The sequence below is a fragment of the Acidobacteriota bacterium genome (assembly GCA_016712445.1).
Taxonomy (GTDB): Bacteria; Pseudomonadota; Alphaproteobacteria; order Caulobacterales; family Hyphomonadaceae; genus Hyphomonas.
The window spans coordinates 543,478-568,463 of record JADJRB010000001.1; the positions used below are offsets into that span (position 1 = coordinate 543,478).

Below are 24,986 nucleotides of genomic sequence, written 5' to 3' on the forward strand. Positions count from 1 at the left end.
CAAGCCGCCGGGGCCAGGCGTCAGACCCCGCGAAGGATCTGAGCCTGGCCCCAAACTTGGCCCCGTACTTGGCCAGAAACGCGGCCGGGAACTGCAACGCCGCCCCCTTACTTGCCGCCGGCCGTACCCTGCGCGGCGAGGATCGTCACGCGGCCCGGCGCCGAGCGGCCGAACACTTCCGGCCGGTACATGTCCTCCGCCACGACCCCCGGCAGCGCGAACGTGCCCGGCGTCACCGCCCGCACCACGTAGGCCAGCGTCACCGCGTCATCATAGACGTTGATGGCCGCCACGAACCGGTCGTCCTGCGCCTGCGACGTCTGCGCCTGCGCAATCGTGCCGAGGAAGTCGAACGCGCCCGCCCGGACGCGGTCCTCACCGGTCGACCAGTCATACTCCACCACGCGGGCGTCCGCCGGACGCAGCACCGTCTCGATCTCGAAACCGGCCGGCAACAGGTCCGCCACGATCACCGGGTTCAGGCGGCGCTCGTCCGGCGTCACCGTCAGGCCGACCACGAACTTGTCGCCCTGCCGCACCTGGTCGAGTTTCACCGGCGAGCCCTGCAGCGTGTAGAACTGCTTCTCGGCCTTCAGCTTCGACGACACCGCCGGCGGCGGCGACGACGGCGCCCCGGTCACCAGCACAGTGCGGAACACCGGCGCCTTCGCATTCAGCTTGAAGCTCACCCCGCCCGAAGCCTGCGCTTCGGTCAGCATGTACTGACGCTGGTTGTCATTGCCATTGCCAAGGCCGGTCACACTGACCTGCACGCCGGCCTCGCCCTTGGTCAGGGCGTTGACGGCCTGCAGCATGTAGGACTTCTCCTGCGTCGTCAGGCTGGAGGCTTCCGGCACGTCCTTGCTGAGCTTCGTCGCCAGCCGGTCCACCACATCAGGTAGTTCGGCTTCCGAGGCGAGCGCCAGCATCGCGGCGAGGTCGCGCAGCGGCGTCTGGTAATAGTCGCCGTCATTCTTGTAGCCGAGCTTGGCTTCCGCCGACTTGAACGCCGAGGCCGCCCGGGCCCGGTCGCCCAGATAGGCGAGGCCGGCCCCGATATGCGCGCGGGCGAGCGGGCTGGCGATATTGTCCAGCTCGCGGTCATGCAGGTAGCGCAGGCGAGAGATGTCCGCCTGCCCGGCTTTTGCCAGCACATAAAGGGCGTAGGCGGACGACCGGTACATCATCTGCTGCTGCGTGTCGGTCGAATACTGGCCCTCGTACACATCCGTGTCGTAGCCATACACCCGCCAGGCATCGCCCGTGGCCACGCTGCGCAGTGCGCCGTAAGCCCGGCTCAGCGCCTCGTCCGGCACCGAATAGCCGGCCTGCTTGGCGCGGTAGACGAAGTCGGTCGCATAAGCGCCAAGCCACGGCGTGGCATAGCCGTCGCCCTCACGCCACAGGCCGAACGCACCGTCCGCCCCCTGACGGTTGAGGATGGTGTTGAGCGCCACCTGCACCTTGTCCCGCGCATTGTCGCGCGAGCCTTTCGCGCCCATCGCCACCAGCTGCTCGGAATAGATCAGCGGCAGCGCGCGGCTCGTCAGCTGTTCGGTGCAGCCATAGGGATAGCGGTCGAGCGAAGCATACAGCGTCGCCGGATCGACGGGGATCGGCGAGAAGCCGACCGCCACATCCACCGAGCCCGGCACGTACCCGCGGAGCACGTCGCGCGCGACGCTGAACGTCTCGCCCGGGCGCATCAGTTTCGTCGTGGCCCGCGATTCCGGCAGGTAGGGCGAGCGCGTCTGGATCTCGTAGCTGCGGGTCACCGAATATTTCTCGGGGCCCGTCACTTCGAGGCGCAGCGGCGAAATGCCTTCCGCCTTCGCCGACACACGCACCGGCACATCGGCGCGCTGCGCCTTGCCCAGCGTGCGCATCAGCGCCGCTTCCGCCACCGTCACCTGCTGGCCGCCCGACACTTTCGCCGTGAACTGGCCGGCCGCAAGCTCGACGTTGTCGATCGACGCGGTGATCACCGCCTCGTCGCCCGGCGCCAGGAAGCGCGGCATCACCAGGTCCGCCGGCGCCTTGTCCCGCACCTTCATCTTCTGCTCGGCATGGCCAAGGCCGGTCGCCGACCAGGCCACCGCCATCAGGCGCAGCTCGCCGTTGAACTCCGGCAGCGCCAGCGGGATCTTCGCCCGCCCGTTGCGGCCGACTTCCACGAGGCCCGAGAAGATCACCACCGATTTCGTCGGCACCACCGTCAGGCCCTCGCCGCCCAGCTGGTCACCGCCGACGCGCACTTCCGCCGGCAGGCCCATGTTCGGGTCCAGCAGGCGGCCGTAATCGTCATGCAGTTCCACGCCCAGCGCCTTGCGGCCGAAATAATGGGCCACCGGATCGGGCGACTTGAACTTCGTCAGCTGCAGGATGCCTTCGTCCACGGCGGCCAGCGTCAGGTAGACCTTCTCCTTCGGCCCGCCTTCCACCTTCACCTCGACCGATTGCTCCGTACGCGGACGGGCTATCGCCGGTGCGTCCAGCGTCACCTTGAAGGTGCGCGAGTCCATGTCCACCGGCACATGCGCCACGCCCACCGCGCGGCGCGGCTTGGCCCGCAGCACAGGGTCGCGGCCCGAATACACCGTCACCATCACATAGGCGCCCTCGCCCCAGTCGGCTGTCACCGGCAGCGTGATCTTGGTGCCCTTGGCGGAGACCGCCACATTCTGCACCGTCAGCACACGGTCGGTCGCCACCACCACCTGCGCCTGCCCGTCATACGGCGGCACGATGGTCAGCTCGGCATTCTGGCCGGCTTTCGGCGATTTCTCGGCGGCGACCACTTTCACGCGGTCCGGCGCTTCGGTGCCGTCCTCGCTGGTCCAGCCGCCCCAGCCCACATAGAAGCTGCTGCTCGCCCCGGCGCTCGCATTGGCGCCCTGGCCTTCGACGATCAGCTCATGGCTGCCCCATTCGAGCCCCGGCGCCTTGATCTCGGCCGTGCCGCCCGCCGGCGTGTTGACCACGCCCTCGTTGACCTTCGTCACCGTGCGCGACCGTCGCCAGGTCCACTGGTCGCCGTCCTTGTACCAGTCATAGTGGTAGTCGATCGCCAGCACTTTCCAGCTCAGCCGTTGCGCCACCGCCACGCCGTCCGCATTCACCGAGACGACTTCGAACTTCGCCTCGCCGCCTTCCTCGACACTCGACTCGAAGGCCGGCTTCACGCCGACATACAGCGCCTCAGGCCGGTAAGGCACGCGCACGCTCTCGGCGACCGCGCGCCCGCCCGGCTCCAGCACGCTGACCACCGTATTGAGGCGCAGCGGCAGGCCGGAATTCGACCCCGCCGTGCCCGGCGACAGGCGGATCACCGCCTTGCCGGCGCCGTCCGTCGTCGTGTCATCGAACTCGAGGATCTGTTCCTCGAAGGTCTGGTCATGCCGTCCATAGGTGAAGCCCTTGAACGCCGCGAACGGCGCGGGATCGGCCTCCAGCCGTGCCTCGGCTTTCACCGTCAGGCCCGCGCCCGGCGCGCCATACAGGAACCGCGAGTCGATCTCGACATCGCGCACCCCGCCCGCCTTCAGCGGCTTCGTCTCATCCGCCTTCACATCCACCGCAATCCGCTGCGGCACGAAATCCTCGACCGCGAAGCGCGCTTCGCCCGCCGTCGCCGTGATCCCGTCAATCTCGATTGTCGCGCGCCACTCGCCGCGCGAAGCCCCCTTCGGCAGCGCGAAGGTCGACAGCACGGCGCCCGGCGCCGGATCGGTGAACCGCACCTTCGAGGCGACCAGCCCGTTCGGACGGTAGACCACAAGGTGCCCGTTGCGCCCGGTCACCTGCCGGCCCGCGCGGTCGCGCAGCATCGCCGTCAGCTCGACGCTTTCGCCCGGCCGATAGATGCCGCGATCGGTATAGACATAGGCGTCCACCGGGCCCGGCGTCTGGCGCCCGCCAACGTCATCTTCCGACAGGTCGACTGGCGCGCGCGCAAGATCGAGCGCCGCCAGTTCACCGTCCGCTGCCGTCGCCAGCACCAGGCGCGGGGCCATGTTGCCCTGCCCGTTCATCAGCGGCGCATCGAACGTGATCCGCCCCTGGTCGTTCGGCTTGCCCTCGGCCAGCACCGCGTTGTTGGCCGCGATCAGCTGCACCGTCGCGCCCTTCACCGTCTTGCCGTCCTTCAGCGAGCGCACGGTCACGTCCAGCCCGTTCTCGCCGCGATACGCCGTCAGCGCCAGATCAGTCAGCAGGATCCACCGGCCCGACGAGGCCGCCGGACCTTCCGCATCCGAAAGCTCCGCCGCATCCGTCACGCTGACGAAATACGCGCCCGGCTTCATCGGCCCGACCACGTCCTGCAGCGGGAACACCGTCACCACCGGCGCATTCGCCGTATTGGCAATCTCCATCGTGCCGGTGAACAGCTCCTCGCCGACATCCTCCGGCGAATCCGGTCCCCACATCCACGACCACTGGCCTTGCCCCGTGGTGGTGCCAGCATTGATGTTCTTGAATACCAGCGCGCGGTCATTGATGCGGCTGACCACCACGCGCACCTTGTCGACGTTCACCGTCTCGATCGGCAGGCCATCCGCATTCTCGCGCGGCAGGATCACGCCCGTGCCCTTGAAGCCGACGAACGGCGGCCGGTCAGCAAAGTCCACCGGCACCGTCTCGGCGCGTTTCAGCGTCCGCCCGTCTGCCGCCGGCAAGCCCGCGAGGATCGTCGCCGTGCGCGTCGTGCCGAAGCTCAGACCGCCGACGCACAGCTCGCGCCCTTCCACCGAATAGGCCGCCCGGAAGGCCGGCTTGAACTCGACATAGGGAGAATAGTCCGTTTTCGGATCAAGCGCGGCGGAGAACACGAAACAGGCCAGCGGCTGTTCGGTGGAGGTGTCGATCCGGTAGCGGAAGTAGGAGAATTCCTGGTTGGCAGCATCGGCAGCGCGCTGGCGCGCCTCTTCCCGCTTGCGGGCGGCGACTTCGTCGGCGGGCGAGCGCTCGACCATCACCTGCGCGTCGCTGTTGTCACCCGGGTCCTTCACATTGTTGGAACCCCCACAGGCCGCCAGTGCAAAAAGTGCTGCTGTGGCCAGCGTGCGCAGGCCCCCCCATTGGCCGCGTACCATGAATGACATTGACCTGACTCCTCCCGGTTCTGCTTCAACTCTTACACAGGAACCGGGCGGCGCCAACGGGGCGCGAATCCGGCGGAAGCAAGAATAATCAAGGAGATTGCGTGCCGGCCGGGCCCGTCTCCGCCGCCAGGATCGCCGCCAGCCCTTCGCGGTAGGTCGCATACGCCGGCCGCCATCCGAGCGCCGCCTTCGCCCGCGCATTCGAGACGCGCTTGCACTCGGCATAGAAGCTGCGCCCCATCTCGCTGAGCCCCGCCGCTTCGAAATCCACCTCCGGCGGAACCGGCACACCCAGCAGACGCGCCGCCTCTGCCGTCACATCCTGCGGCGGCGCCGGCAGGTCGTCGCAGAGGTGGAACACGCCGCGCGCATCCGGCTTCGCCAGCAGCGCCGCCAGCCCGCCCGCGATGTCGTCCACATGGACCCGCGAGAACACCTGACCCGGCTTCACCACCCGCTGCGCCGTGCCGTCCCGCAACCGGTCGAAGGCCGAGCGCCCCGGCCCGTAGATCCCCGGCAGCCGCACGATCCGCGCGCGCCCCTCGCTCACCGTCAGCCATTGCGCTTCCGCCGTCACCCGCGCCTCTGCGCGGCGCGATCCCGGCGCCACCTCGCTCCATTCGAAGGCCCAGCCGCCATCGAGATCGCCGTAAACGCCGGTCGTCGAGAGATAGGTCACCGAAGCCGCCGTCTCCGCCTGCAGCCCCGCCGCCAGCGCCGCCGGGCACCCCTCCGCCCCCGGCGGCAGCGTCACCAGCCAGTGCGCGCGCGCCGGCACCTCCACCGGCCCGGTCCCGTCCCAGCCCTGCGCCGCAATGCCGGCGGCCTGCAGCCGCGCCGCCTTCTCCGCCGTCCGCACGGTCCCCGCCACGGCCCAGCCCGCCGCCCGCAGCCGGCCGGCCAGCTGCAGGGCGCTATAGCCAAGTCCGAAAACAAAAAGCAGAGATTGCCGGGATGTCATTTGCCTAAGCCGGTACGCCATAGCCTAAAGCGCTTGGATAGCCGTTTCGGAGTCGCCTGCCCATGTCCCTGATCGCCCTCGCTGCCGGCACCGTGCTGATGCTGCAATCCACCGGCGCCCAGCTCGCCGTCAAGGAGCAGGAGCGCCTTGAGGCCTGCGTCGCCAAGATCGAGACCGATCCGGAAAACGCCTACGAGGACGGCCTCGCCTGGACCTTCGAGGGCAACCGCCCCGGCGCCCGCCAGTGTACCGCCCTCGCCCTGATCGCCCTCGGCAATTACGAGACCGGCGCCGACCGCTTGCAATCGCTCGCCTCCTCCACCGATGGCGGCACCGCCGAACAGCGCGCCGTCTACCTCTCGCAGGCGGGCCAGGCCTGGATCATGGCCGGCATGCCGGACATCGCCGTCACCACGTTTTCCGACGCCCTGAAATTCGCGCCCGGCACGCTCGACCTGCTGCTCGACCGCGCCAGCGCCTACATGATGCTCGAAGACTGGGACAAGGCGATGTCCGACCTCGACCTCGCGATCGCCAATTCCCCCAGCCACGGCCCGGCCTACCAGCTGCGCGCCGAAGTGAACCTCAACAAGAAGAAGTACGACCTCGCGATGCGCGATGTCGAAGCCGCCATGGCCGCCGATCCGAAGAATATCGACACCCTTCTGGTGCGCGGCCGCGTCCGTGAAGCGATGCGCCTCGCCGAGGCCGATGGCGGGATCGAACGGGTCGACTGACCCCCGGCTTATGCAACAAAATTCGGGGGTTCAGCCCTCGTGATTTCAAGCACTTGCAAGATAATCCGGCAAACTTATGCAGACCCCCTCCGGGCCGGGTTATACTGCCTGCATGACCGAGCCCCGCCCCACCTTCCCTGATCCCGCCGCCGCCCTGATCGGCGAAGCGCGCGAGCTGTCGGCCGGCCTCGTCGCCTTCGTGTTCAACCAGCTGCGCGACCTCCCCGCGGCCGCGTTGACACCCGCGCTCCTGCGCACGTTCCTCCGTACCGTGATCAAACCGTGCGAGGCGCTGGTCCGCCGCGCCATCTGGCTGCTCGCCGCCCGCATGAAGCCGCTGGCCCGCCGCGCCGCCCATCCGCGCCCCGGCACACACCCGCCCATGCCCCCGGCCGCGCCTCAGCCGCGCGCCACCCGCGTGCCCGCCTTCCGTCTCACCGAACCTGTCCGCATGTCGCGGCCCCGCGGCCCGCAGCCGCGCATTTCCATCTTCGGCGACGCGCCGCCAGCCCGCCCGGCGCCGCCGGTAAGCCCTGACACCTTCAACCAGCGTTTCGTCATGCGCCTGGCCGCCCTGCGCAATGCCTGCGCCGATCCGGACCGCTGCGCCCAGCGCCTGCTGCGCCGCCTCGCCCGCACCCGGCCCGCGGCGCGGCCGCTCAGGACCGCGCCGCCGCCCGGCCTCAAGGCCGCCCGCACCGAGCGCATCAAGTCCCTGTTCGCCGACCTCGACGCGGCCACGCAAGCCGCCTGGCCCCGCCTCGCCAACACGTCCTGACGTCAGCGCGCCTTGCCGCCGAAAGCGCCTCCCCCGCACCGCTGGGGAGGATAAGGGTGCTTCCGGATGCTGCGTCATCCTCCCCCGTTTACGGGGGAGGTGGCAGGCCGCGCAGCGGACTGACGGAGGGGGCGACGCCGTCTACCCCAACACCCCTCACCCGTACCGCGCTTCCAGCATGGACCACACCGCGCGCAGCCCGCACGGCGCGCCGCCATCCGGGCGGCCATACTTCGCCTTGCGCCAGGCCCAGATGTCGAAATGCGCCCAGCTTTTCGCGGTGACGAACTGTTTCAGGAACACCGCCGCCGTGATCGAGCCGCCAAAGCTGCCGCCGGAGTTCACCAGGTCTGCAACCGGACTTTTCAGGTCGGCAAGGTAGGGGTCCCACAGCGGCATTCGCCAGACCGGATCACCCGTCCGCGCCGACGCCGCCAGCACATCCGCCGCCAACGCTTCATCATCCGTATACAGAGGGGCAAGGTCCGCCCCCAGCGCCACGCGCGCCGCGCCGGTCAGCGTGGCAAAATCCATCAGCAGGTCCGGATCTTCCTCACACGCCCGCGCCAGCGCATCGCCAAGCACCAGCCGCCCCTCGGCATCGGTATTGTCGATCTCCACCGTCAGCCCCTTGCGGCTGGACAGGATATCCCCCGGCCGGAAGGAATTGCCCGAAATCGCATTCTCCGCCGCCGACACATAAAGCTTCAGGTGCACCGGCAGCTTCGCGCCCATCACCAGCTCCGCCAGCGCGATCGCATGCGCCGCCCCGCCCATGTCCTTCTTCATGATCCGCATGCCGTCGCCGCCCTTGATGTTCAGGCCGCCGGAGTCGAACGTGATGCCCTTGCCCACCAGCGCGACCTTCGGATGCGAGGAATCGCCCCAGGTCAGCTCCAGGAACCGCGGCGCCACCCCCGCCGCCCGGCCGACCGCATGCACCATCGGGTAATTCTCGGTCAGCAGGTCATCGCCGACGACCGCCTTCAGCGTCGCCCCATGCGCCTTCGCCAGCCCGGCCATCTCGGCTTCCAGCCCGGCCGGCGTCATGTCAGCCGCCGGCGTGTTGACGAGGTCGCGCAGGTGCGCCGCCGCGTCCGCCTCGCGGGCGAGCTGCTCGCCCTCCTTGCCGCCCGGCACCTTCAGGCGCGGCGGCGAAGACTTGTCCTTCTTGTAGCGCTCGAAACGGTACGCCCCGTCCGCCCAAGCCGAGGCGATGTTCGCGAACGGCTGGCCGCTGTCCTCGGCAATCTCGTAATCGCCCTGCGGCAACTTACCCGACAGCGCCGCCACCGCCAGCGCGTCCTTGCCCGCGCCGAGCCCGAACACGACCTCGGCGACCCGACCGTCCTCGCCCGGCACCAGCACCGTCTGCCCCGCCGCCCCGGTAAAGCCCTGCGCCGCCGCGATCGCCCGCGCACCCGGGAACGGATCGTCCTTCAGGTCCGCAAAGCTGCGGGCAGTGTAGAGGTAAACACGCGCGGCGTGCTTCGGCTTGGTCGTGAAGCTCTTGTGCATGGCTTTTTCCTGACGGCTTGCGGTGGTTAAGGCCGGCCCCGGCGGCGTTAACCGAACCTTGACCCCGCCCGTTCAATATCCGGGATGATGCGACCGATCCAGACATGGAGCCCCCAGATGTCCAGCGCCAAAACGTCCCTGGCCCTCCTGGCCTTTGCCATCGCCGCCTCCACGTCCGCCTGCGCCACGGCGCCGAAGGCCGACAAGGATGCCGAACGCGCCATGAAAGCGGCCATGCAGCCAGCCTCTGCCGAGGAACGCGCCGCTGCCAATCGCGCCGACCCGCTGACCCGCGCCAACTTCTGGGCCAAGGAAAACCTCAAGAACGAGGAAGACCTCGAAGTCAGCCTCGAATTCGCCCGCGCCCTGCGCGAGATCGGCAGCCATGACCGCGCCATCGACGTGCTCGCCAAGGCGCTGATCGTACATCCGGACGATGCGGACGCGCTGATGCTGATGGGCCGAATCCAGATGGCCAAGGGCGACATCCCCAGTGCCGGTCGCGCCTTCAACCGCGCCGTCGAGGTCGCACCGGCCCGCGCCGAAACCTGGGCCGCCCTCGGCACCACCTACGACCGTCAGGGCCAGCACCGCCTCGCCCAGACCGCCTACCAGAAGGCGCTCGAGATCGAGCCCTACCGCACCACCACGCTGACCAATTACGGCCTCTCGCTCGTCCTGTCCGGCGACCTTGCCGGCGCCGAAGCGAAGCTGCGCGCCGCCGCCGCCAATCCCGACGCCGGCGCCCGCGTCACCGAGAACCTCGCCCTCGTCCTCGGCCTGCAGGGCCGCTTTGACGAGATGAAGACGCTGAGCGAAGCCAGCGCCCCGGACCAGGTCGTCGACCAGAACGTCGCGCTCCTGCGCGCGCTGATCCAGCCCGCCCGCAGCTGGGACGCACTCGCCGACACGCCGCAACCGACCGCCGTCGCCGCCCTGAACACGCCCGCCGAAACCCCGGCCGCCTCCCCGACCACCCCGGTCGAAGACTCCCCCGGCCGAACCCTCCGCCTACGGAATTAAATTGCACGCGACAAACAGTGCGCAGACCTCACTCAAGATCGAGCACATTCGCTGTGCGATCGCCAGTGAAGCCAACCCTACCCAATTTCCGTGAAGTAGTAATCAGATTTGGTCGGACGATTGCGCCACAAAAAGCCAGAAGCTGGCGTATCTCGTAGCAACAATATTTTTGTTTCGCGTGCGCCGACATCAAACGAAATCGTGTTTGAATGCCATTTGGAGACGGTAGTTCCCTGCTTCTGGCCGTACTGCCCAATCACCTGCTCATGTTCAAAGCTTGCAGCAGTGAGGTGGATCCGGCCCGGGCGCACTTGAAATCTCAAGGAACTATTTGACACAACGACTTTGGGCTCGTGGGGCCGATCAACTCGACCTCCTTGCTTGTTCTCGCGGCGTCGAAGATCGTCGAAAAACCAATCTGAATATGCCTTCCAGTACTCAGGAAACGGCATCCACGAACCGTCTGCGAGAAGAATGTCTCCACCGGACGGATGCAGGTCGTGGTAGTAAAGTAGGCTTTCAATTCGAAAAGGCTCCGCACCTGCTATGATAGTCGGACGAAAAGCAATTTTTAGTGAGGTTACTACAATGTTGGCCAGCGATAGCGACGGGTTGGTCAAAATGGCATTTAACCGCAATGCTGTGTGCTCAATCGCATTGTAGTCCCCATCTGCCAAACGAATGCTATGGAGATCCGTCAAACTGCGTGTTTCATCTATTGAAACTTCCGGCAGTTTAGTTTGATCAAGGCATATGGGTAACAGCCAAGGTACCGAAGGCGCGAGTGTTTTGGCGCGTTCAATGGCAATCGCCAATTCGGCGTGAACATAGGACGTCGGACGCAGATAGAATTGGTCTGAAACACATAGAAGAAACGCGCCTGCTTGATCAATTTTGCGTTTGACCTTTTCACGCCACTGTTCGCCAAGTTCCATCCCTACCTCATCAATCCAGTAGGCAATGGAAAGCTTATCCAACGCGTCCAAAAGCGGCCGAATTTTGGAAACGTCTTCGCGAAAATACGACACAAACACATAGGTCATCGACGCCTCGATTTTCGATGTCTTCATCCAGGATAGCAATCGAAATGAGTCGTTTCCGCAATAGTGAAAGTAGAAGGCGGCACCATGAAGTGCGGGATCGAACTAGATGCCACACCGCTAAACTCGAGAATTGCTGTGATGATAGACGCTGAGTTTAATCCGGTCACGGTGCATCAGGCCGGATTCTAAGCGCCACCCACAGGAGGTCGCTCGACAAGCCCGGCGCGTGGCCTAGTTCCTGCGGATGACCATCCGGAACCTCATCCTCGTGCTGGGCGACCAGCTGTCCATGCGCAACCCTGCCCTCTTGGCGGGCGACCGCGCGCGCGACCGGATCCTTATGGTCGAGGTGGCCGAAGAGACCACCTATGTGCGCCATCACAAGAAAAAGATCGCCTTCATCCTCTCGGCCATGCGCCATTTCTGCGCGGCGCTGCGCGAAGACGGCTGGACGGTGGACTATGTCCGCCTGGATGACGACCCAAATCGCGGCTCGTTCCGGGGCGAGGTCGAGCGCGCCGCCGCGCAGCACGGTCCCGAACGCATCTGCGTGCTGGAGCCCGGCGAATGGCGGGTGCGTGCCGACATGGACACCTGGCAGGCGGCGCTCGGCCGTTCGGTCGACATCTTCGAGGACACCCGCTTCCTCTGCTCGCAGGCCCGCTTCCGGCAATGGGCCGCAGGCCGCAAGCAATTGCGGATGGAATATTTCTACCGCGAGATGCGCAAGGCGACCGGCCTCCTGATGAACGGCGACGCCCCCGCTGGCGGCCAATGGAATTACGACGCCGAGAACCGCAAGCCCGCGAAAGCCGACCTGTTCATGCCCCGCCCGCGCCCGGCAGCGCCAGACGCGATCACACGCGGCGTGCTCGATCTCGTCGCGACCCGCTTCGGCGAGCATTTCGGAGACCTTGAACCCTTCTGGTTCGCCGTCACGGCAGAAGGCGCCGAGGCGGCGCTGCAGGATTTCATCGCAGAGGCCCTGCCCCGCTTCGGCGACTTCCAGGACGCGATGCTGGAAGGCGAACCCTTCCTCTACCACTCCGTCCTGTCGCTCTACATCAATGCCGGCCTGCTCGATCCCCTGCACGCCTGCCGCCAGGTGGAGGCGGCCTACTATTCAGGGCATGCCCCGCTGAACGCCGCCGAAGGGTTCATCCGCCAGATCATCGGATGGCGCGAATATGTGCGCGGACTCTACTGGCTGAAAATGCCGGCTTACCGCGAGCAGAACGCCTTGCAGGCCACCCGGCCCCTGCCCGCCCTCTACTGGACCGGCGAGACGGACATGGCCTCTATGCGCGCCGCCATTGGCCAGACGAAGCGCGAAGCCTACGCGCACCATATCCAGCGGCTGATGGTCACCGGGAACTTCGCGCTGCTCGCGGGCATCGATCCGCACGAGGTCCACGAATGGTACCTTGCGGTCTATGCCGATGCGTTCGAATGGGTCGAGCTGCCGAACACGCTCGGCATGAGTCAGTATGCGGACGGTGGCCAGCTCGGCTCGAAGCCCTATGCCGCCAGCGGCGCCTATATCAATCGCATGTCCGACCATTGCGGCAACTGCGCCTATGACGTGAACCGCAAATATGGCGAAGGCGCCTGCCCGTTCAATTCATTGTACTGGGACTTCCTCGCCCGCAACGAAGCCCGCCTGAAGGACAATCCCCGGATGCGCCAGATGTACGCCGCCTGGGCGCGCATGCCGGACGACAAGCAGCAGGCCTACCGGGCCAGCGCGGCGGCCTTCCTCGAGACGCTTTAGATCCGCAGGTCAGTCCGTATCAAAACGGATGCCCTGCGCCAGCGGCAGCGCGCTGGAATAGTTGATCGTATTGGTCGCCCGGCGCATGTAGGCCTTCCAGGAATCCGAACCGGACTCGCGTCCGCCGCCGGTTTCCTTTTCGCCGCCGAACGCGCCGCCGATCTCGGCGCCGGAGGTGCCGATATTGACGTTCGCGATCCCGCAGTCCGAGCCGGACGCCGCCACGAACCGCTCCGCCTCGCGCAGGTCGGTCGTGAAGATCGAGGAGGAAAGCCCCGCTGCCACGGCATTGTTCAGCGCGATGGCTTCGGAAAGCTCCGTGTACGTCATCACGTAGAGGATCGGCGCAAACGTCTCGCGCAGGACTGGCCCCACCTGCCCCGGCATGACCACCAGTGCCGGGCGGCGGTAGACCCCGCCATTGGCCTCTACCGCTTCACCGCCAAACACCTCGCCGTCCGCGGCTTTTGCTTCGGCCAGCGCGGCCGTCATCGCCTCGCCCGCAGCGGAGTCGATCAGCGGGCCAACCAGCACGCCCGGCGTCAGCGGATTGCCGACCTTGGCCGAGGCCCAGGCCGACTTGAGGCGAGGCACCAGCGCGTCCGCAATCGAGGCATGAACGAACAGCCGACGCATCGTCGTGCAGCGCTGGCCCGCCGTTCCCAGCGCCGAGAAGGCAATCGCCCGCACTGCCAGGTCAAGATCCGCAGACGGACAAACAACGCCGGCATTGTTGCCGCCCAGCTCAAGGATCGTCTTGCCGAACCGCGCCGCCACGACCGGGCCGACCGCCCGGCCCATCCGCGTCGAGCCTGTCGCTGAAACCACCGCGATCCGCGCATCGGCGGCCAACGCGGCGCCAATCTCCGGCCCGCCGATCAGGCACGCCGCCAGCCCCTCCGGCGCCTCGCCAAAGGCCTGCACCGCGCGTGTAAAAACCGCCATCACGGCCAGCGCCGTCAGCGGCGTCTTCTCCGACGGTTTCCAGATCACCGGGTTGCCACACACCAGCGCCAGCGCCGCGTTCCACGCCCACACCGCCACCGGGAAATTGAACGCCGTGATGACCGCCGTGATCCCCGCCGGATGCCAGGTCTCCATCATTCGGTGACCCGGCCGCTCGGACGCAATCGTCAGTCCATGCAGTTGCCGGGAGAGGCCGACCGCGAAGTCGCAGATGTCGATCATCTCCTGCACTTCGCCCATCGCTTCGGCGGGGATCTTCCCCGCCTCCAGCGTCACCAGCGTCGCGAGGTCATCTTTTGCTGCGCGCAGTTCCTCACCGAGCAGGCGCACCAGTTCGCCCCGGCGCGGCGCGGGCACGCTGCGCCAGGTAGCGAAGGCCGCCGCCGCGCGGGCGATGGCCAGTTCCACATTGGCCGGCGCGTCCGGAGTCAGGTGCGTGAGCACCTCGCCGGACAGAGGCGTACGGCAGGCCAGCGTGCCGGCGGTGCCGGCCGAGGGAATGGAGAATCGGGCGAGGGTTGCCGAAGCAAGCGGGATCAGGCTCATGCGCCGGGTCTAGCGGCGCCCCGCGCGCGGGGAAAGCCCCCGCCCGCCGGGATCAGGCGAAATCGCGGTTGACGACGTACTCGGTCACCTGCGGCGCGGCAGCGTTCTTTTCCTGCATCTTCTGGTACTTGATGTAGGCAGGGCCCAGCACGACGAGGAACAGCACGGGCAGGAAGAACAGGATCATCGGCACGGTCAGCTGCGCCGGCAGGGCGGCGGCCTTCTTCTCGGCTTCCGACATCCGCATCTCGCGGTTTTCCTTGGCCATCATCCGCAGCGCATCGCCGAGCGGCGTACCGTAACGCTCCGCCTGGCCGAGCGCCATGCAGACTGCTTTCACGCCTTCATGGCCGGTGCGCAGGGCAAGGTTCTCGTAGGCCTGGCGGCGGTCCGGCAGGTAGGAGAGCTCGGCCACCGTGATGCCGAATTCCTCCGCCAGCTCCGGCGAGGCCGTGCCGATTTCCTGGCTGACCTTGTTGAAGCCCATTTCGATCGACATGCCCGCCTCGACGCAGATCAGCAGCATGTCGAGCGAGTCCGGGAAGGCGCGCATCAGCGACTTCTGGCGCTTCTGGGCCATGTTGGAGATGTAGAGGTTCGGCGCGTAGAAACCGGCCGCCGCGCCAAAGGCGAGCGAGCCGTATTTCATCGTGATGTTGAGGCCGTGGTCGTTGACGTAGAAGATGTAGAGATAAGCGCCCAGCGCGCCGACGAAGGGCAGGATCATCCGTGCAAAGTAGAACGCCGAGATCGGACCCGGACCGCGTAGGCCAGCCTGGTTCATCAGCTTGACGACGTTCGGATCTTCCAGCGCCTTGGCGAGGTTCAGCTTCGAGGAGATGTCGCCGACAAGCGAATCGTCCTTGCGGCGAAGGCCCTTCTTCTCAAGCGCCGCGCGGCTCTGCTTGCGCAGTTTTTCGCGCTGCGTGGCGACCGCCTTGAGGCGCGTCTCCAGCTTGTTGCCCTGCAGGTAGGGCATGGCGAGCGTCAGGAAGGTGCCGAACACGGCGGCGAACACCAGGTAAGCCGCCAGCGTGTCAGGCTTGGTGAAGGAGACGAGGAACTCATACATTGCCGGCGCCCCCTACATGTCGAAGTTGATCATGTTGCGCATCACGGTGATGCCTGCGCCCATCATTCCGGCCGCCATCGCGAGGATGACGTGCCCGGTCTCGGTCAGGAACAGTTCCATGATGTAGTCCGGCGTCGTCATGAACACCATCAGGCCCACCGCGAAGGGCAGCGAGCCGATGATGAAGGCCGAGGCCTTGGCTTCCGACGACAGCGCTTTCACCTTCTCGCGCATCATCTTCCGTGAGCGGATGACGGTCGAGAGGTTGTTCAGCGCTTCGGAGAGGTTACCGCCCGCTTTCGACTGGATCATCAGCACGATGGCGAAGAAGTTCACTTCCTGCAGCGGCATGCGCTTGTAGAGCTGGCTCAGGGCACGCTCGAGGCCGGCGCCCATCGAGAGGTTGTCGGCAAAGGTCAGGAACTCCTTGCGCAGCGGCTCGGGGCTTTCCTTGGCGATGATGCGGATACACTCGTTCAGCGGCAGGCCGGTGCGCACGCCGCGCACGATCACGTCCAGCGCGTCGGCGAACTGGTTGACCATCTTCTTGTGACGGCCCTTGATCATCGTGTTGAGCACGAACTGCGGCAGGCCGAACGTGCCGGCGAATAGCGCCGCGGCGCACAGCACCGGGCGGCTCTTGAGGCTGATGCCATTGATGACGAGGCCGTCGGCGCCGGACATCCACACAACGCCCGCGCAGACGATGCCGGCGATCACCGAGACGATCCAGAACATCGTGATCGGCATTTCCAGGCCCGCCTGGGTCAGCTTCGAGCCGATATCCTGGTTTGCGGATTTCTGCCGGCGCTCCTTGTCCTGCTTGCGCAGGTTGTCGAGCATTTCCTGCGTCTTGGCGCGGCGCTTGGCGGTGTCGTCGGTTGTCTTGCTGAGCGCCTTCGACATCTGCGGCGCGCGCCCTGCCCCGATCTCGCGGGCCCGCTTCTTGGCGGCGTCGCCCTTGCCACTTGTCAGGGTGAAGCCGACGCCGACAATCGCGACGAAGGCCAGCACGGCAACGAGGAGGATAATGATATTGCTGCTCATCAGGCGTTGTTCAGCGCGTCGAGGGCATCAGCCAGCTCGCGCTCCATGTTGTAATACTGCGCACGTTCCCAGAAGCGCGGCCGGCCGATCCCCATGCCGCGGTGGCGGCCGATGATCTTGCCGTTGTCGTCCTCGCCGTCGATCTCGTATTTCAGCACGTCCTGCAGCACGATCGTGTCGCCTTCCAGGCCGAGCACTTCAGTGATGCCCATGATGCGGCGCGAGCCATCGCGCAGGCGCGAGGCCTGCACGACCACGTCGATCGAGCCGACGATCATTTCACGGATGGTTTTGGCGGGCAGCGAGAAGCCGCCCATGGTGATCATGGATTCGACGCGGCTCAGGGCTTCGCGCGCGGAGTTGGCGTGCAGCGTGCCCATCGAGCCGTCGTGGCCCGTGTTCATCGCTTGCAGGAGGTCGAACGCTTCCGGTCCGCGCACCTCGCCCACGATGATCCGCTCAGGACGCATACGCAGACAGTTCTTGACGAGGTCGCGCATGGTGATCTCGCCCGAGCCTTCAATGTTCGGCGGGCGCGTCTCGAGACGCACGACGTGCGGCTGTTGCAGCTGGAGTTCGGCGGAGTCTTCGCAGGTGATGACGCGCTCGCCCGGCTCGATGAAACCGGTGAGACAGTTGAGCAGCGTCGTCTTGCCGGAACCGGTACCGCCGGAGATCAGCACGTTACAGCGGCTATGTCCGATGATGCGCAACACTTCGGCGCCGGCCTCGCTGATCGAGCCGAAACGCACGAGGTCCTGCAGCTTCAGCTTGTCCTTCTTGAACTTACGAATGGTGAGCGTCGGCCCGTCGATCGCCAGCGGCGGCGCGATAACGTTCACGCGGCTGCCGTCCAGCAGGCGCGCGTCGCAGATCGGCGAGCTTTCATCGACGCGGCGACCGACCTGCGACACGATCCGTTGGCAGATGTTCATCAGCTGCGCGTTGTCACGGAAGCGGATGTTGGTGCGCTCGATCTTGCCGTTGACCTCGATATAGGTCGTGTCGGCGCCGTTGACCATGATATCGGCGATGTCGTCGCGCGCCAGCAGCGGCTCCAGCGGGCCATAGCCGAGCACGTCGTTACAGATGTCGTCGAGCAGGTATTCCTGCTCCGAGATCGACATCACGACGTTCTTGATACTGATGATTTCCACGACGATGTCGCGGATCTCCTCGCGCGCGCTCTCGGTGTCCAGCTGGGCAAGCTGGGAGAGGTCGATCGTGTCGATCAGCGCGTTGAAGACGGTCGTCTTGGTAGCGTAATACTGTTCGGAGTGCTGGTTGACCTTGCGGACCGGCTCCGGCTTGAATTCCGGCGTCTTCAGCTTGACCGGCGCGGCCGGCGCCGCAGCGGCAGCCGGCGCAGGCGCGGCAGGTTTCGGCGCAGCCGGCTTGGGCGCGGCCACCGCAGCGGCGGGTGCGCCGGGAAGCGAAGGGGCCGTTGAGCCAGAGCGTTTTCCGAAAGACATATGCCTACCCGTTCAGTCGAACCCGGCCTACTTGCCCAGAAGTTTCTTGAGGAAAGATTTCTCTTCCAGCTGCACGGCGCGGCCCGTCAGCCGGCTCGCCAGCTGGTCGATGGCAACCGAAGACTTGGCGACCGGCGAGGTCTCCGAAATCATCTGGCCGTTGTTGGCCGCCATGCCGAAGACTTCCGGCTCGAACGGCACGACGATCTCGGGATCGACACCGATGGCAGCGGCGAAGTCCTTCACCGGGATCTCCGGCCGCTTCGGCACGCCGCACATGTTCAGCACGAGGCGCGGCGCGTGGTCGTTGACGCGGTGACCCTTCAGCTGGTCGATCATGTTCTTGCCGTTGCGCAGCGAGGCAAGGTCCGGCTGGCAGACGATGATGACTTCGTCCGAGGCAATCAGTGTACTGCGCACCCAGTTGCTCCAGACGTGCGGCAGGTCGAGCACCATGTAGGGCACGTTGCGGCGCACGCTGTCGATGACGAGCGAATAGGACTCGTCCGGGATGTCCATGATCTGGTTGATATTGGCCGGCGCCGTGAACAGCGAGAGGCGTTCGGTGGCGCGCGCCAGCAGGCGTTCGATCACCGCGTTGTCCGCGCGCTCCGGCGCCAGCAGGGCATCGGCCACGGTCTGCGGCGTGTCCTGGTTGAAGTCGAGCGCGGTGGTGCCGAACGACAGGTCGAGGTCGACCAGCGTGGTGTTGACATGCGTGTTCTCGGCGAGCGCCCAGGCAAGGTTGTGGGCAATCGTCGAGGCCCCTACCCCGCCCTTGGCGCCGACCACCGAGATCTGCTTGCCGAGGAAGGGCGCATCCGGGTCCGCGAACAGGCTCGAGATGGAGCGGATGATCGACAGCGGCTGGAACGGCGGCACGAGGTATTCTGACACGCCGCGCGCAACCAGCTGGCGATACAGGCTGATGTCGTTGACGGCGCCGATGACCAGCACTTTCACATGCTCGTCGCAATGCTCGGCGAGCGCGTCGATCTCATGCAGCACCTGGCTTGCCTGGGCGGAGGATTCCACCATCAGCAGGTTGGGTGTCGTGTTGGCGCGCAGGTCCGCGATGGCGGCGGGGATGCCGCCGGGAATGTATTGCACCGTGGCGCGGCCCATGCGCCGGTCGGCGGCGCAGACCTGCAGCAGTTCGCGCGTCTCTTCGCGCTCGTAGAAGAGCTTGATCGAGATGGCAGGCAGCACGGCGTCGCCGCCCGACTGTTCCAGCGGCGCGAACGTGAACGGCGCCGGCGCCATGGCCTTGGCCGAGAAGTCCGATACCGATTGCACCGGTTGCTCCGCAAACGGATTTTCCGGAGCCGGGTCGTTCGCCCCGGTCAGCGTGTCCTCGGCAAAGACGTCTTCGAACTCGGTGCCGAAGTCATCTTCAAACAGTGCCGTTTCCTTGCCCATGTTACGCGTACTCCTGTTGCCGGACGCGCCGGCCTAGTTCACTGCCTGCGAGATGGCGCCGGATTCTTCACGTGAGCGTTCTGCGCCGGTGACTTCACCGAGGCGGAATTTCGCGAGGATGACTTCGCGGCGCGCGAGGTCGCTCTGGTCGAGCTGGCGGTTGCCGAGCAGGTCCGCCGGATCGGCGATCATGGCGGCAAGGTTGGTGCGCACCGAGCAGCCGAGCGTCGGCAGGTTGTTGTTGGACGAAACATCGCTGAAATCGAGCGTACCCTTGGACGCGCAGTCCGGCGCGACGGCATCATAGGCCTGGTAGGCCAGGATCATCGGCTGCGAGAAGGCTTCGCCGGCGCCGTGCGCCGCGCCGGAAATCTCGTCGTACTGGATGCCGTTTTCCCAGGCGATGGCGCGGGCCTCGGCCACCGCCGTCACCGCGAGCTGCGGATTGGCGCTCGCCGCCGGCAGCGACATCACCAGCGGACCATGGCCGCTCTGGGCGTAGGCGCCGACAAAGCTGCGGATGCGCGCACGGTCGGTCGAGGACAGCTCGCTGGCTTCCGGGCTGATCGCGATTTCGAGGAACTCGGTGCGCTTGGCCACGGTCACTTCGTTGCGGCTCAGCGCCGTGCCTTCGAGATAGGTGTCCGAGAAGGCCGTCGGCGCGCTGGAAGCGCAGGCGCCGAGCGACAGGAGGCCGGCGCCGAGCGCGAGGAGTTTGAGGTTTGGTCTGGAGGCGTTGCTCATTGCTCTATCCCCTATTCTTCCATGAAGCCCACAGGGCTGCGGTATTCTTCAGCCTTCACCGGTGCGCCGTCGCGGCCGTAGGTCGCGTTCAGCTTGCCGAAGAAGATGGTCTTGGCATCCGAGGCGTTGGCGAAACCGTCCGCAGGCGTACGAAGCTCGCCCTTGGCAGCCGGATTGACGAGGTAAGGCGTGACGATGACGACCAGTTCGCTTTCCTCGGAGATGAAATCGCGCGACTGGAACAATGCGCCGAGCACCGGAAGTTTCTTGAGGCCCGGCACCTGGTCGAGGTTCTGGCGGTCCTTGGAGGTGATCAGGCCGGCCATCATCATGGAGCCGCCCGACGGCAGTTCGATGGTAGATTCGGCGCGGCGTACCGTCAGGCCCGGCAAGGTAACGCCTTCGACCTGGATGACATTGCCATCGGCATCGACGACCTGCTGGCGCTGGCCCTGGAAAGCGCCCTGCGAGGTCAGCTCCGACACCTCAGTCGACACTTTCAGCGAAATGCGGCCTTCCGACAGCACCACCGGCGTGAAGCCGAGACCGACCCCGTAGGGCTTGAACTCAACCGTGATGCGGCCCTGGTTGTCCTGTCCCACCGGAACCGGGAACTCGCCGCCCGCAAGGAACTTGGCGCTCTCGCCTGACATCGCAACCATGTTCGGCTCGGCGAGCGTCTTGACCACGCCGATCCGCTCGAGCGCATTGATGGCAGCGCCGGCACGCGACTGGAAGTTGCCGCCATTGTAGTTGGTATAGTCGAGTTCGGTCGTGAGGCCGCCGAGCGAGCGTCCCTGGATCGGGAAACCGAGTCCGCTGGTGAATTCGGCGGCCGCAGCGAAGGGCGGGCTGAGCGCGGCAGATTCGAAATCGCCCCAGCTCGGCACGCCGGACAGGTTGATGCCGAGCTGCTTGACGACGTTGCGCTGCATCTCGACGATGCGCACTTCGAGCAGCACCTGGTCCGGCGCCGTGACGTGCAGCATGTTGACGATCTGCGGCGCGTCATTGCCCACCGGGAAGTAGGCGGAGACGAGCTTCTTCACCTGATCTGACTGCGCAAGGCTGTCGACCGAGCCGGTCATCACGATGCTGCCATTCAGGCTTTCGAGTTTCACCCGCGAATCCGGCACGTGGCGCGCAATTGTTTCGCTCAGCGCCGCCATGTCGGTTTCGACATAGATCGACAGGTCGAGCAGCGTGCGCCCGGCCCGGTCGAAGATGAGGGCGCTGGTCTGGCCGAATTTCACGCCGCGGAAAATGATCCGCTGCGAGGTCTGGACGACGGCATCGGCGATTTCCGGGTTGGCGATCACGACATCAGCGGCCGGTGCCTCAAGCTCGATGATCACCGACTTGTTGACGCCCACCGTGACATTGCGCGAGGTCGTGCTGTTGCCGGCCGAGGTGATGGTTGTTCCCATGCCGTTCGGCACTGTCTGGGCAGGCACCGGCAGGCCGGGACCGGCCGCAAGGATCGCGGAGACGGCGAGGATCTTCAGGATACGCATGTTCAGTTGCCCCCCACGCCGGCCGGCGCTGACTTGCCATTGCGCACAATCGTGATCCCTGCCCCGGCGGCGCCGCTGGTGCCTTCGAGTAGGTCGGTGCGCGGGAAGCGGTCGGTGCCGCTGATTTCGGTGTCGAGCGGGCGAAGCGACAGCGACACGTCGCCGACGCGCTGGGCCATGGCCACGAGCTCGGCCTCTTCGGGGGCAACCTCGATGGTGGCGGTGCTGCCGAGCCGCGCGGTTTCGCCTTCGGCGTTGACGGCATAGTTCTGGTCGATTGCCAGCACACGGACGTTGCGGATGACGGTTGTGGAGATCGTCCGTTCGCTGATGCCGCGGTCCGGGTCAGCCTTCTGGTCATAGGTGAGGATCAGGTCGACGCGGTCGTTCGGCAGGACAAAGCCGCCGGAGGCCGATTCGGCGGAGATCTCGATGGAGACAGCGCGCATCGACGGATCGAGCATCGTGGCGAGCAGACCCTGCTGGCCCTTCTGCACGATCTTCTGCGGCATCAGCGGCTCGCCCTTGTAGAGCGCAGTCTTGACGACCGAACCGGTCAGCGTCTCGATGGAGGCAGGCACGGTGGTCTCGACGAAATAGCCTTCCACCAGGCTCGCCTTCGGCCACGGCGCCCATTTCATCTCTTCGGCCTTGATCGTCTCGCCGACCGCGAAGTCGCGCGTCACGGTGAGCACGTCGACTTCGGAAACTTCCTTCTCCTGGATCAGGAGCTGTTCGCGCGTGACGGTTTCGGTCTGGATCCGGGGCTTGCTCAGCTGCAGGACGAGGAAGGCCGCGCCTCCCGCTGCTGCCAGCGCCATAAGCAGGATGATGATACGCATCGGCGACATACGGCGCCACTCCTTTTGCTCGAAGGCTCAGGTTGCCACGGGACGCAGCAAGCCTTTTCGTTCAACTTGAAATTCGCATGCTGCGCCTAAAGGAACGTTAACCGCCCAGGCCGATCGCTTCATAAAATCCAAGCAGTAGCGGCGAAGCAGCCCCGGCCAGGATCGCCCCGCCGGCAATCGCGACGCCGTAGGGCACGCCGCCCTTTTCCTCGAACGGCGCGCGCATGAATCCGGGCACGGACGAGGCCGGAACGCTCCGCTTGCCGATCATCAGCAGGAGGGCGCAGGCGCCGCCCACGATGGCCATGTAGTAGGCAAACGGCAGCGCCGCGGACGGGCCCATCCAGAGGATCACGGCGGGGATCATCTTGGCGTCCCCTCCCCCGAATACGCGGAAGGCAAACAGGCCGAAGGCGATGACGAAGGCAAGACCGGCGGCGAGGATGTGCCCGCCGAGGATTTCGAGCGGAACGCCGGAGACCAGCGCCGCCGGCACGAACAGGCCGGCCAGCGTCAGGTTCAGCCAGTTGGGAATGGTCAGCCGGTTGACGTCATGCAGCGCGGCAAAGACGCAGAGGGCCAGGAAAAGGCCGGCGAGGGCGGTGAGGATCATTGGGGGCAGCTCCGTCGGGATGTGCGCGCACGCTGCCGCAAAAGTTTGAATGAAGCCTTTCGCGCACGGGCGGGGCCCGGAATCGCAAGAGCCGCCGGGGATGTCCCCGGCGGCTCCGTAGCCAGACTAGCTGACTAGTGGCGATTAGCCAGCGATCGCGTCCGAAACTTCGACGAACGTAGCGTTGGCCGAGGTGCCGAGAGCGGAGACGCCGCCGATGATGGCGACAGCGATGAGGGCGGCGATGAGGCCGTACTCAATAGCGGTGGCGCCCGACTCGTCTTTCAGGAAACGTGCAAACATTGGAAACTCCCATCATGCATTTGACATGTCCCGGCTTGAACTTTTCTTCCCGGAACAAGGACAGGTGTACACGAACATTCTTTGCGCCTGATTGAAGGATTCAGAAAAGTCGTGAAGCCGTTTCAGCGATTCGTTTACCGTGAAGGTGCGGGGCTGGATCGCCAGCAATCACGGGCCTCACGGCCGGCGCCCGGCGATTGCGCTGCCTATATACTATGAAGTATAGCGCGCGCCGCGCGGCCTGGCGGGCGAGGATGTTTCCTGCCCTATGCGCGAAGGGCCCGGAAGGTTCCCGGTTAGGAATCAGTAAACCAAAGTCTGGAATATTGCGGCATGCCTGTACGCCGGAGTGTCCGTATGAAGACGACTTGCCTGAAAGCTGCTGCGCTCGGCGCCGTTGCCCTTTCCTTTGCTGCAGCCGCTTCGGCCGACCAGCTGTTCGTGGAAACCAGCAAGTCGATCCCCGTCCGGATCAATGGCGACGCCGCCAGCATCGTGATCGGCAACAAGAACATTGCGGACGTGGCCGTGCACAACGAGCGCCTCCTGTTCGTGACCGGCAAGAGCTACGGCACGACCAACCTGATCGTATTCGACAAGGGCGGGCGCGAGATCTTCAATTCCGACGTCATGGTCACCACCAATTCCACGTCGCTGGTCACCATCAACCGGGCCGGCCAGTCGTTTACCTATGATTGCTCGCCCAACTGCAAGGCCGTGCTGAGCATCGGCGACGATCCGGACCATTTCTCCGCCCTGATCGACCAGCAGCTGCAATCGCAGGAACTGACCGACGGCCGGTAAGCCTTCACTGGCGGCCCCTTTCCCGGTTCTGGCCCCGGTTCCGGCCCCCGATCCGGCAAATTTCACGGATCGGGTAAATCGCTCGCAAACCGGCACGTGATAGACCGCACGGGTCTGACTCAGTTGGGGATCGGCACGATGGACGGCGCACAGCATTTCAGCCTCGCAGCCCGCTTCAAGGCGCGCTGGCAACGCTTTGCCGACGACCGGCGCGGCGCCGCCGCGGTCGAGTTCGCGATGATCGCCGCCCCGTTCTTCTTCCTCATCTTCGGCCTGCTCGAAGTCTGCCTGATCTTCATCATGTCGACCGTGATGGAACATGCCGTCTCTGAAGCCTCCCGCCCGCTGCGCACCGGCGAGGCCCAGGGCAGCGCCACCACCCGCGAACAGTTCCGCCAGTCGGTCTGCGCCGAATTCTTCGATCTTCTGAACTGCGATTCCCGCCTGTCGATCGACGTGCGGGTCGTCTCGAACTTCGCCTCGACGCCGAGCGGGTCGGTGCTCGATTCCGATGGCAACCTCGTCAACCAGGATTTCATCTACCAGCCCGGCGGCCCCAACGACATCGTGGCCGTGCGGGTGTTCTATGAGTGGGACCTGATCACCCCGGTCCTGTCCAAACCCCTGCAGAACATGGCCGGCAACAAGCACTTGCTCGAGTCGTCCGCCGTGTTCCGCAACGAGCCGTTCGGATCCTGACGC

At 65.8% G+C, this 24,986-nt stretch carries 20 protein-coding genes; 6 read left to right on the forward strand and 14 right to left on the reverse strand.

The annotated features are described in order from the left end of the window. Positions 1-107: 107 nt before the first annotated feature. A complete protein-coding gene (locus tag IPK75_02770) occupies positions 108-5,102 on the reverse strand; it encodes an alpha-2-macroglobulin family protein (protein ID MBK8197268.1) in 4,995 nt (1,664 codons plus the stop codon). 88 nt (positions 5,103-5,190) lie between these two features. After that, positions 5,191-6,063 (reverse strand): SDR family oxidoreductase, encoded by an 873-nt coding sequence (locus IPK75_02775; GenBank protein MBK8197269.1) that lies wholly within the window; start codon positions 6,061-6,063, stop codon positions 5,191-5,193. Positions 6,064-6,125: 62 nt separating this feature from the next. Here IPK75_02775 and IPK75_02780 point away from each other — a divergent pair, with 62 nt between their 5' ends. Together IPK75_02780 and IPK75_02785 are read left to right on the forward strand one after the other, a co-directional pair. Next, positions 6,126-6,800: a hypothetical protein gene (locus IPK75_02780; protein MBK8197270.1), complete on the forward strand. Its 675-nt coding sequence runs from the start codon at positions 6,126-6,128 to the stop codon at positions 6,798-6,800. Between the two features lie 112 nt (positions 6,801-6,912). After that, positions 6,913-7,578: a hypothetical protein gene (locus IPK75_02785; protein ID MBK8197271.1), complete on the forward strand. Its 666-nt coding sequence runs from the start codon at positions 6,913-6,915 to the stop codon at positions 7,576-7,578. Positions 7,579-7,734: 156 nt separating this feature from the next. Here the strand turns inward: IPK75_02785 and IPK75_02790 are convergent, their stop codons facing one another. Beyond that, complete coding sequence (locus tag IPK75_02790) at positions 7,735-9,096, reverse strand: leucyl aminopeptidase family protein (protein ID MBK8197272.1); 1,362 nt, start codon at positions 9,094-9,096, stop codon at positions 7,735-7,737. 117 nt (positions 9,097-9,213) lie between these two features. Between IPK75_02790 and IPK75_02795 the strand changes: the two genes are divergently transcribed. Beyond that, on the forward strand, positions 9,214-10,119 hold the full coding sequence (locus tag IPK75_02795) for a tetratricopeptide repeat protein (protein ID MBK8197273.1): 906 nt from the start codon (positions 9,214-9,216) through the stop codon (positions 10,117-10,119). 77 nt (positions 10,120-10,196) lie between these two features. On the opposite strand, the gene IPK75_02800 is transcribed toward IPK75_02795, so the two are convergent. Beyond that, positions 10,197-11,189, reverse strand: a complete 993-nt coding sequence (locus IPK75_02800; protein ID MBK8197274.1) for a toll/interleukin-1 receptor domain-containing protein — start codon at positions 11,187-11,189, stop codon at positions 10,197-10,199. A gap of 217 nt (positions 11,190-11,406) precedes the next feature. Here IPK75_02800 and IPK75_02805 point away from each other — a divergent pair, with 217 nt between their 5' ends. Beyond that, positions 11,407-12,933, forward strand: coding sequence for a cryptochrome/photolyase family protein (locus IPK75_02805; protein ID MBK8197275.1), 1,527 nt, complete (start codon positions 11,407-11,409; stop codon positions 12,931-12,933). A 9-nt stretch (positions 12,934-12,942) separates the two neighbouring features. Here the strand turns inward: IPK75_02805 and IPK75_02810 are convergent, their stop codons facing one another. The 10 genes from IPK75_02810 to IPK75_02855 form a co-directional block, all read right to left on the reverse strand. Further along, positions 12,943-14,445: an aldehyde dehydrogenase family protein gene (locus tag IPK75_02810; protein ID MBK8197276.1), complete on the reverse strand. Its 1,503-nt coding sequence runs from the start codon at positions 14,443-14,445 to the stop codon at positions 12,943-12,945. Between the two features lie 52 nt (positions 14,446-14,497). Then, complete coding sequence (locus IPK75_02815) at positions 14,498-15,517, reverse strand: type II secretion system F family protein (protein MBK8197277.1); 1,020 nt, start codon at positions 15,515-15,517, stop codon at positions 14,498-14,500. Positions 15,518-15,529: 12 nt separating this feature from the next. Continuing rightward, on the reverse strand, positions 15,530-16,552 hold the full coding sequence (locus IPK75_02820; protein ID MBK8197278.1) for a type II secretion system F family protein: 1,023 nt from the start codon (positions 16,550-16,552) through the stop codon (positions 15,530-15,532). Between the two features lie 11 nt (positions 16,553-16,563). Beyond that, positions 16,564-18,036: a CpaF family protein gene (locus IPK75_02825; protein ID MBK8197279.1), complete on the reverse strand. Its 1,473-nt coding sequence runs from the start codon at positions 18,034-18,036 to the stop codon at positions 16,564-16,566. A gap of 27 nt (positions 18,037-18,063) precedes the next feature. After that, complete coding sequence (locus IPK75_02830; protein MBK8197280.1) at positions 18,064-19,455, reverse strand: AAA family ATPase; 1,392 nt, start codon at positions 19,453-19,455, stop codon at positions 18,064-18,066. A gap of 33 nt (positions 19,456-19,488) precedes the next feature. Next, a complete protein-coding gene (locus IPK75_02835; protein ID MBK8197281.1) occupies positions 19,489-20,199 on the reverse strand; it encodes a CpaD family pilus assembly protein in 711 nt (236 codons plus the stop codon). An 11-nt stretch (positions 20,200-20,210) separates the two neighbouring features. Further along, positions 20,211-21,713: a type II and III secretion system protein family protein gene (locus IPK75_02840; protein MBK8197282.1), complete on the reverse strand. Its 1,503-nt coding sequence runs from the start codon at positions 21,711-21,713 to the stop codon at positions 20,211-20,213. Positions 21,714-21,715: 2 nt separating this feature from the next. Beyond that, the gene (gene cpaB / locus IPK75_02845) at positions 21,716-22,564 is read right to left on the reverse strand and encodes a Flp pilus assembly protein CpaB (GenBank protein ID MBK8197283.1); all 849 of its coding nucleotides are present in this window, start codon (positions 22,562-22,564) and stop codon (positions 21,716-21,718) included. Between the two features lie 97 nt (positions 22,565-22,661). Then, positions 22,662-23,177, reverse strand: a complete 516-nt coding sequence (locus IPK75_02850) for a prepilin peptidase (GenBank protein MBK8197284.1) — start codon at positions 23,175-23,177, stop codon at positions 22,662-22,664. 144 nt (positions 23,178-23,321) lie between these two features. Beyond that, positions 23,322-23,480 (reverse strand): Flp family type IVb pilin, encoded by a 159-nt coding sequence (locus IPK75_02855; GenBank protein ID MBK8197285.1) that lies wholly within the window; start codon positions 23,478-23,480, stop codon positions 23,322-23,324. A gap of 357 nt (positions 23,481-23,837) precedes the next feature. Here IPK75_02855 and IPK75_02860 point away from each other — a divergent pair, with 357 nt between their 5' ends. Together IPK75_02860 and IPK75_02865 are read left to right on the forward strand one after the other, a co-directional pair. Continuing rightward, entirely contained in the window at positions 23,838-24,284 is a 447-nt protein-coding gene (locus IPK75_02860) for a pilus assembly protein N-terminal domain-containing protein (GenBank protein MBK8197286.1), read from the forward strand. 138 nt (positions 24,285-24,422) lie between these two features. Next, entirely contained in the window at positions 24,423-24,983 is a 561-nt protein-coding gene (locus IPK75_02865) for a pilus assembly protein (protein ID MBK8197287.1), read from the forward strand. Positions 24,984-24,986 lie beyond the last annotated feature (3 nt).

Excerpts from the sequence above, each read along its gene's own strand:
- IPK75_02800 (MBK8197274.1), bottom strand. The coding sequence starts at position 11,189 with ATGAAGACATCGAAAATCGAGGCGTCGATGACCTATGTGTTTGTGTCG.
- IPK75_02810 (MBK8197276.1), bottom strand. The coding sequence starts at position 14,445 with ATGAGCCTGATCCCGCTTGCTTCGGCAACCCTCGCCCGATTCTCCATT.
- IPK75_02865 (MBK8197287.1), top strand. The coding sequence starts at position 24,423 with ATGGACGGCGCACAGCATTTCAGCCTCGCAGCCCGCTTCAAGGCGCGC.
- IPK75_02770 (MBK8197268.1), bottom strand. The coding sequence starts at position 5,102 with ATGTCATTCATGGTACGCGGCCAATGGGGGGGCCTGCGCACGCTGGCC.
- IPK75_02815 (MBK8197277.1), bottom strand. The coding sequence starts at position 15,517 with ATGTATGAGTTCCTCGTCTCCTTCACCAAGCCTGACACGCTGGCGGCT.
- IPK75_02795 (MBK8197273.1), top strand. The coding sequence starts at position 9,214 with ATGTCCAGCGCCAAAACGTCCCTGGCCCTCCTGGCCTTTGCCATCGCC.
- IPK75_02775 (MBK8197269.1), bottom strand. The coding sequence starts at position 6,063 with ATGACATCCCGGCAATCTCTGCTTTTTGTTTTCGGACTTGGCTATAGC.
- IPK75_02855 (MBK8197285.1), bottom strand. The coding sequence starts at position 23,480 with ATGTTTGCACGTTTCCTGAAAGACGAGTCGGGCGCCACCGCTATTGAG.
- IPK75_02850 (MBK8197284.1), bottom strand. The coding sequence starts at position 23,177 with ATGATCCTCACCGCCCTCGCCGGCCTTTTCCTGGCCCTCTGCGTCTTT.
- IPK75_02835 (MBK8197281.1), bottom strand. The coding sequence starts at position 20,199 with ATGAGCAACGCCTCCAGACCAAACCTCAAACTCCTCGCGCTCGGCGCC.
- IPK75_02805 (MBK8197275.1), top strand. The coding sequence starts at position 11,407 with ATGACCATCCGGAACCTCATCCTCGTGCTGGGCGACCAGCTGTCCATG.
- IPK75_02780 (MBK8197270.1), top strand. The coding sequence starts at position 6,126 with ATGTCCCTGATCGCCCTCGCTGCCGGCACCGTGCTGATGCTGCAATCC.
- cpaB (MBK8197283.1), bottom strand. The coding sequence starts at position 22,564 with ATGTCGCCGATGCGTATCATCATCCTGCTTATGGCGCTGGCAGCAGCG.
- IPK75_02830 (MBK8197280.1), bottom strand. The coding sequence starts at position 19,455 with ATGGGCAAGGAAACGGCACTGTTTGAAGATGACTTCGGCACCGAGTTC.
- IPK75_02785 (MBK8197271.1), top strand. The coding sequence starts at position 6,913 with ATGACCGAGCCCCGCCCCACCTTCCCTGATCCCGCCGCCGCCCTGATC.
- IPK75_02840 (MBK8197282.1), bottom strand. The coding sequence starts at position 21,713 with ATGCGTATCCTGAAGATCCTCGCCGTCTCCGCGATCCTTGCGGCCGGT.
- IPK75_02860 (MBK8197286.1), top strand. The coding sequence starts at position 23,838 with ATGAAGACGACTTGCCTGAAAGCTGCTGCGCTCGGCGCCGTTGCCCTT.
- IPK75_02825 (MBK8197279.1), bottom strand. The coding sequence starts at position 18,036 with ATGTCTTTCGGAAAACGCTCTGGCTCAACGGCCCCTTCGCTTCCCGGC.
- IPK75_02790 (MBK8197272.1), bottom strand. The coding sequence starts at position 9,096 with ATGCACAAGAGCTTCACGACCAAGCCGAAGCACGCCGCGCGTGTTTAC.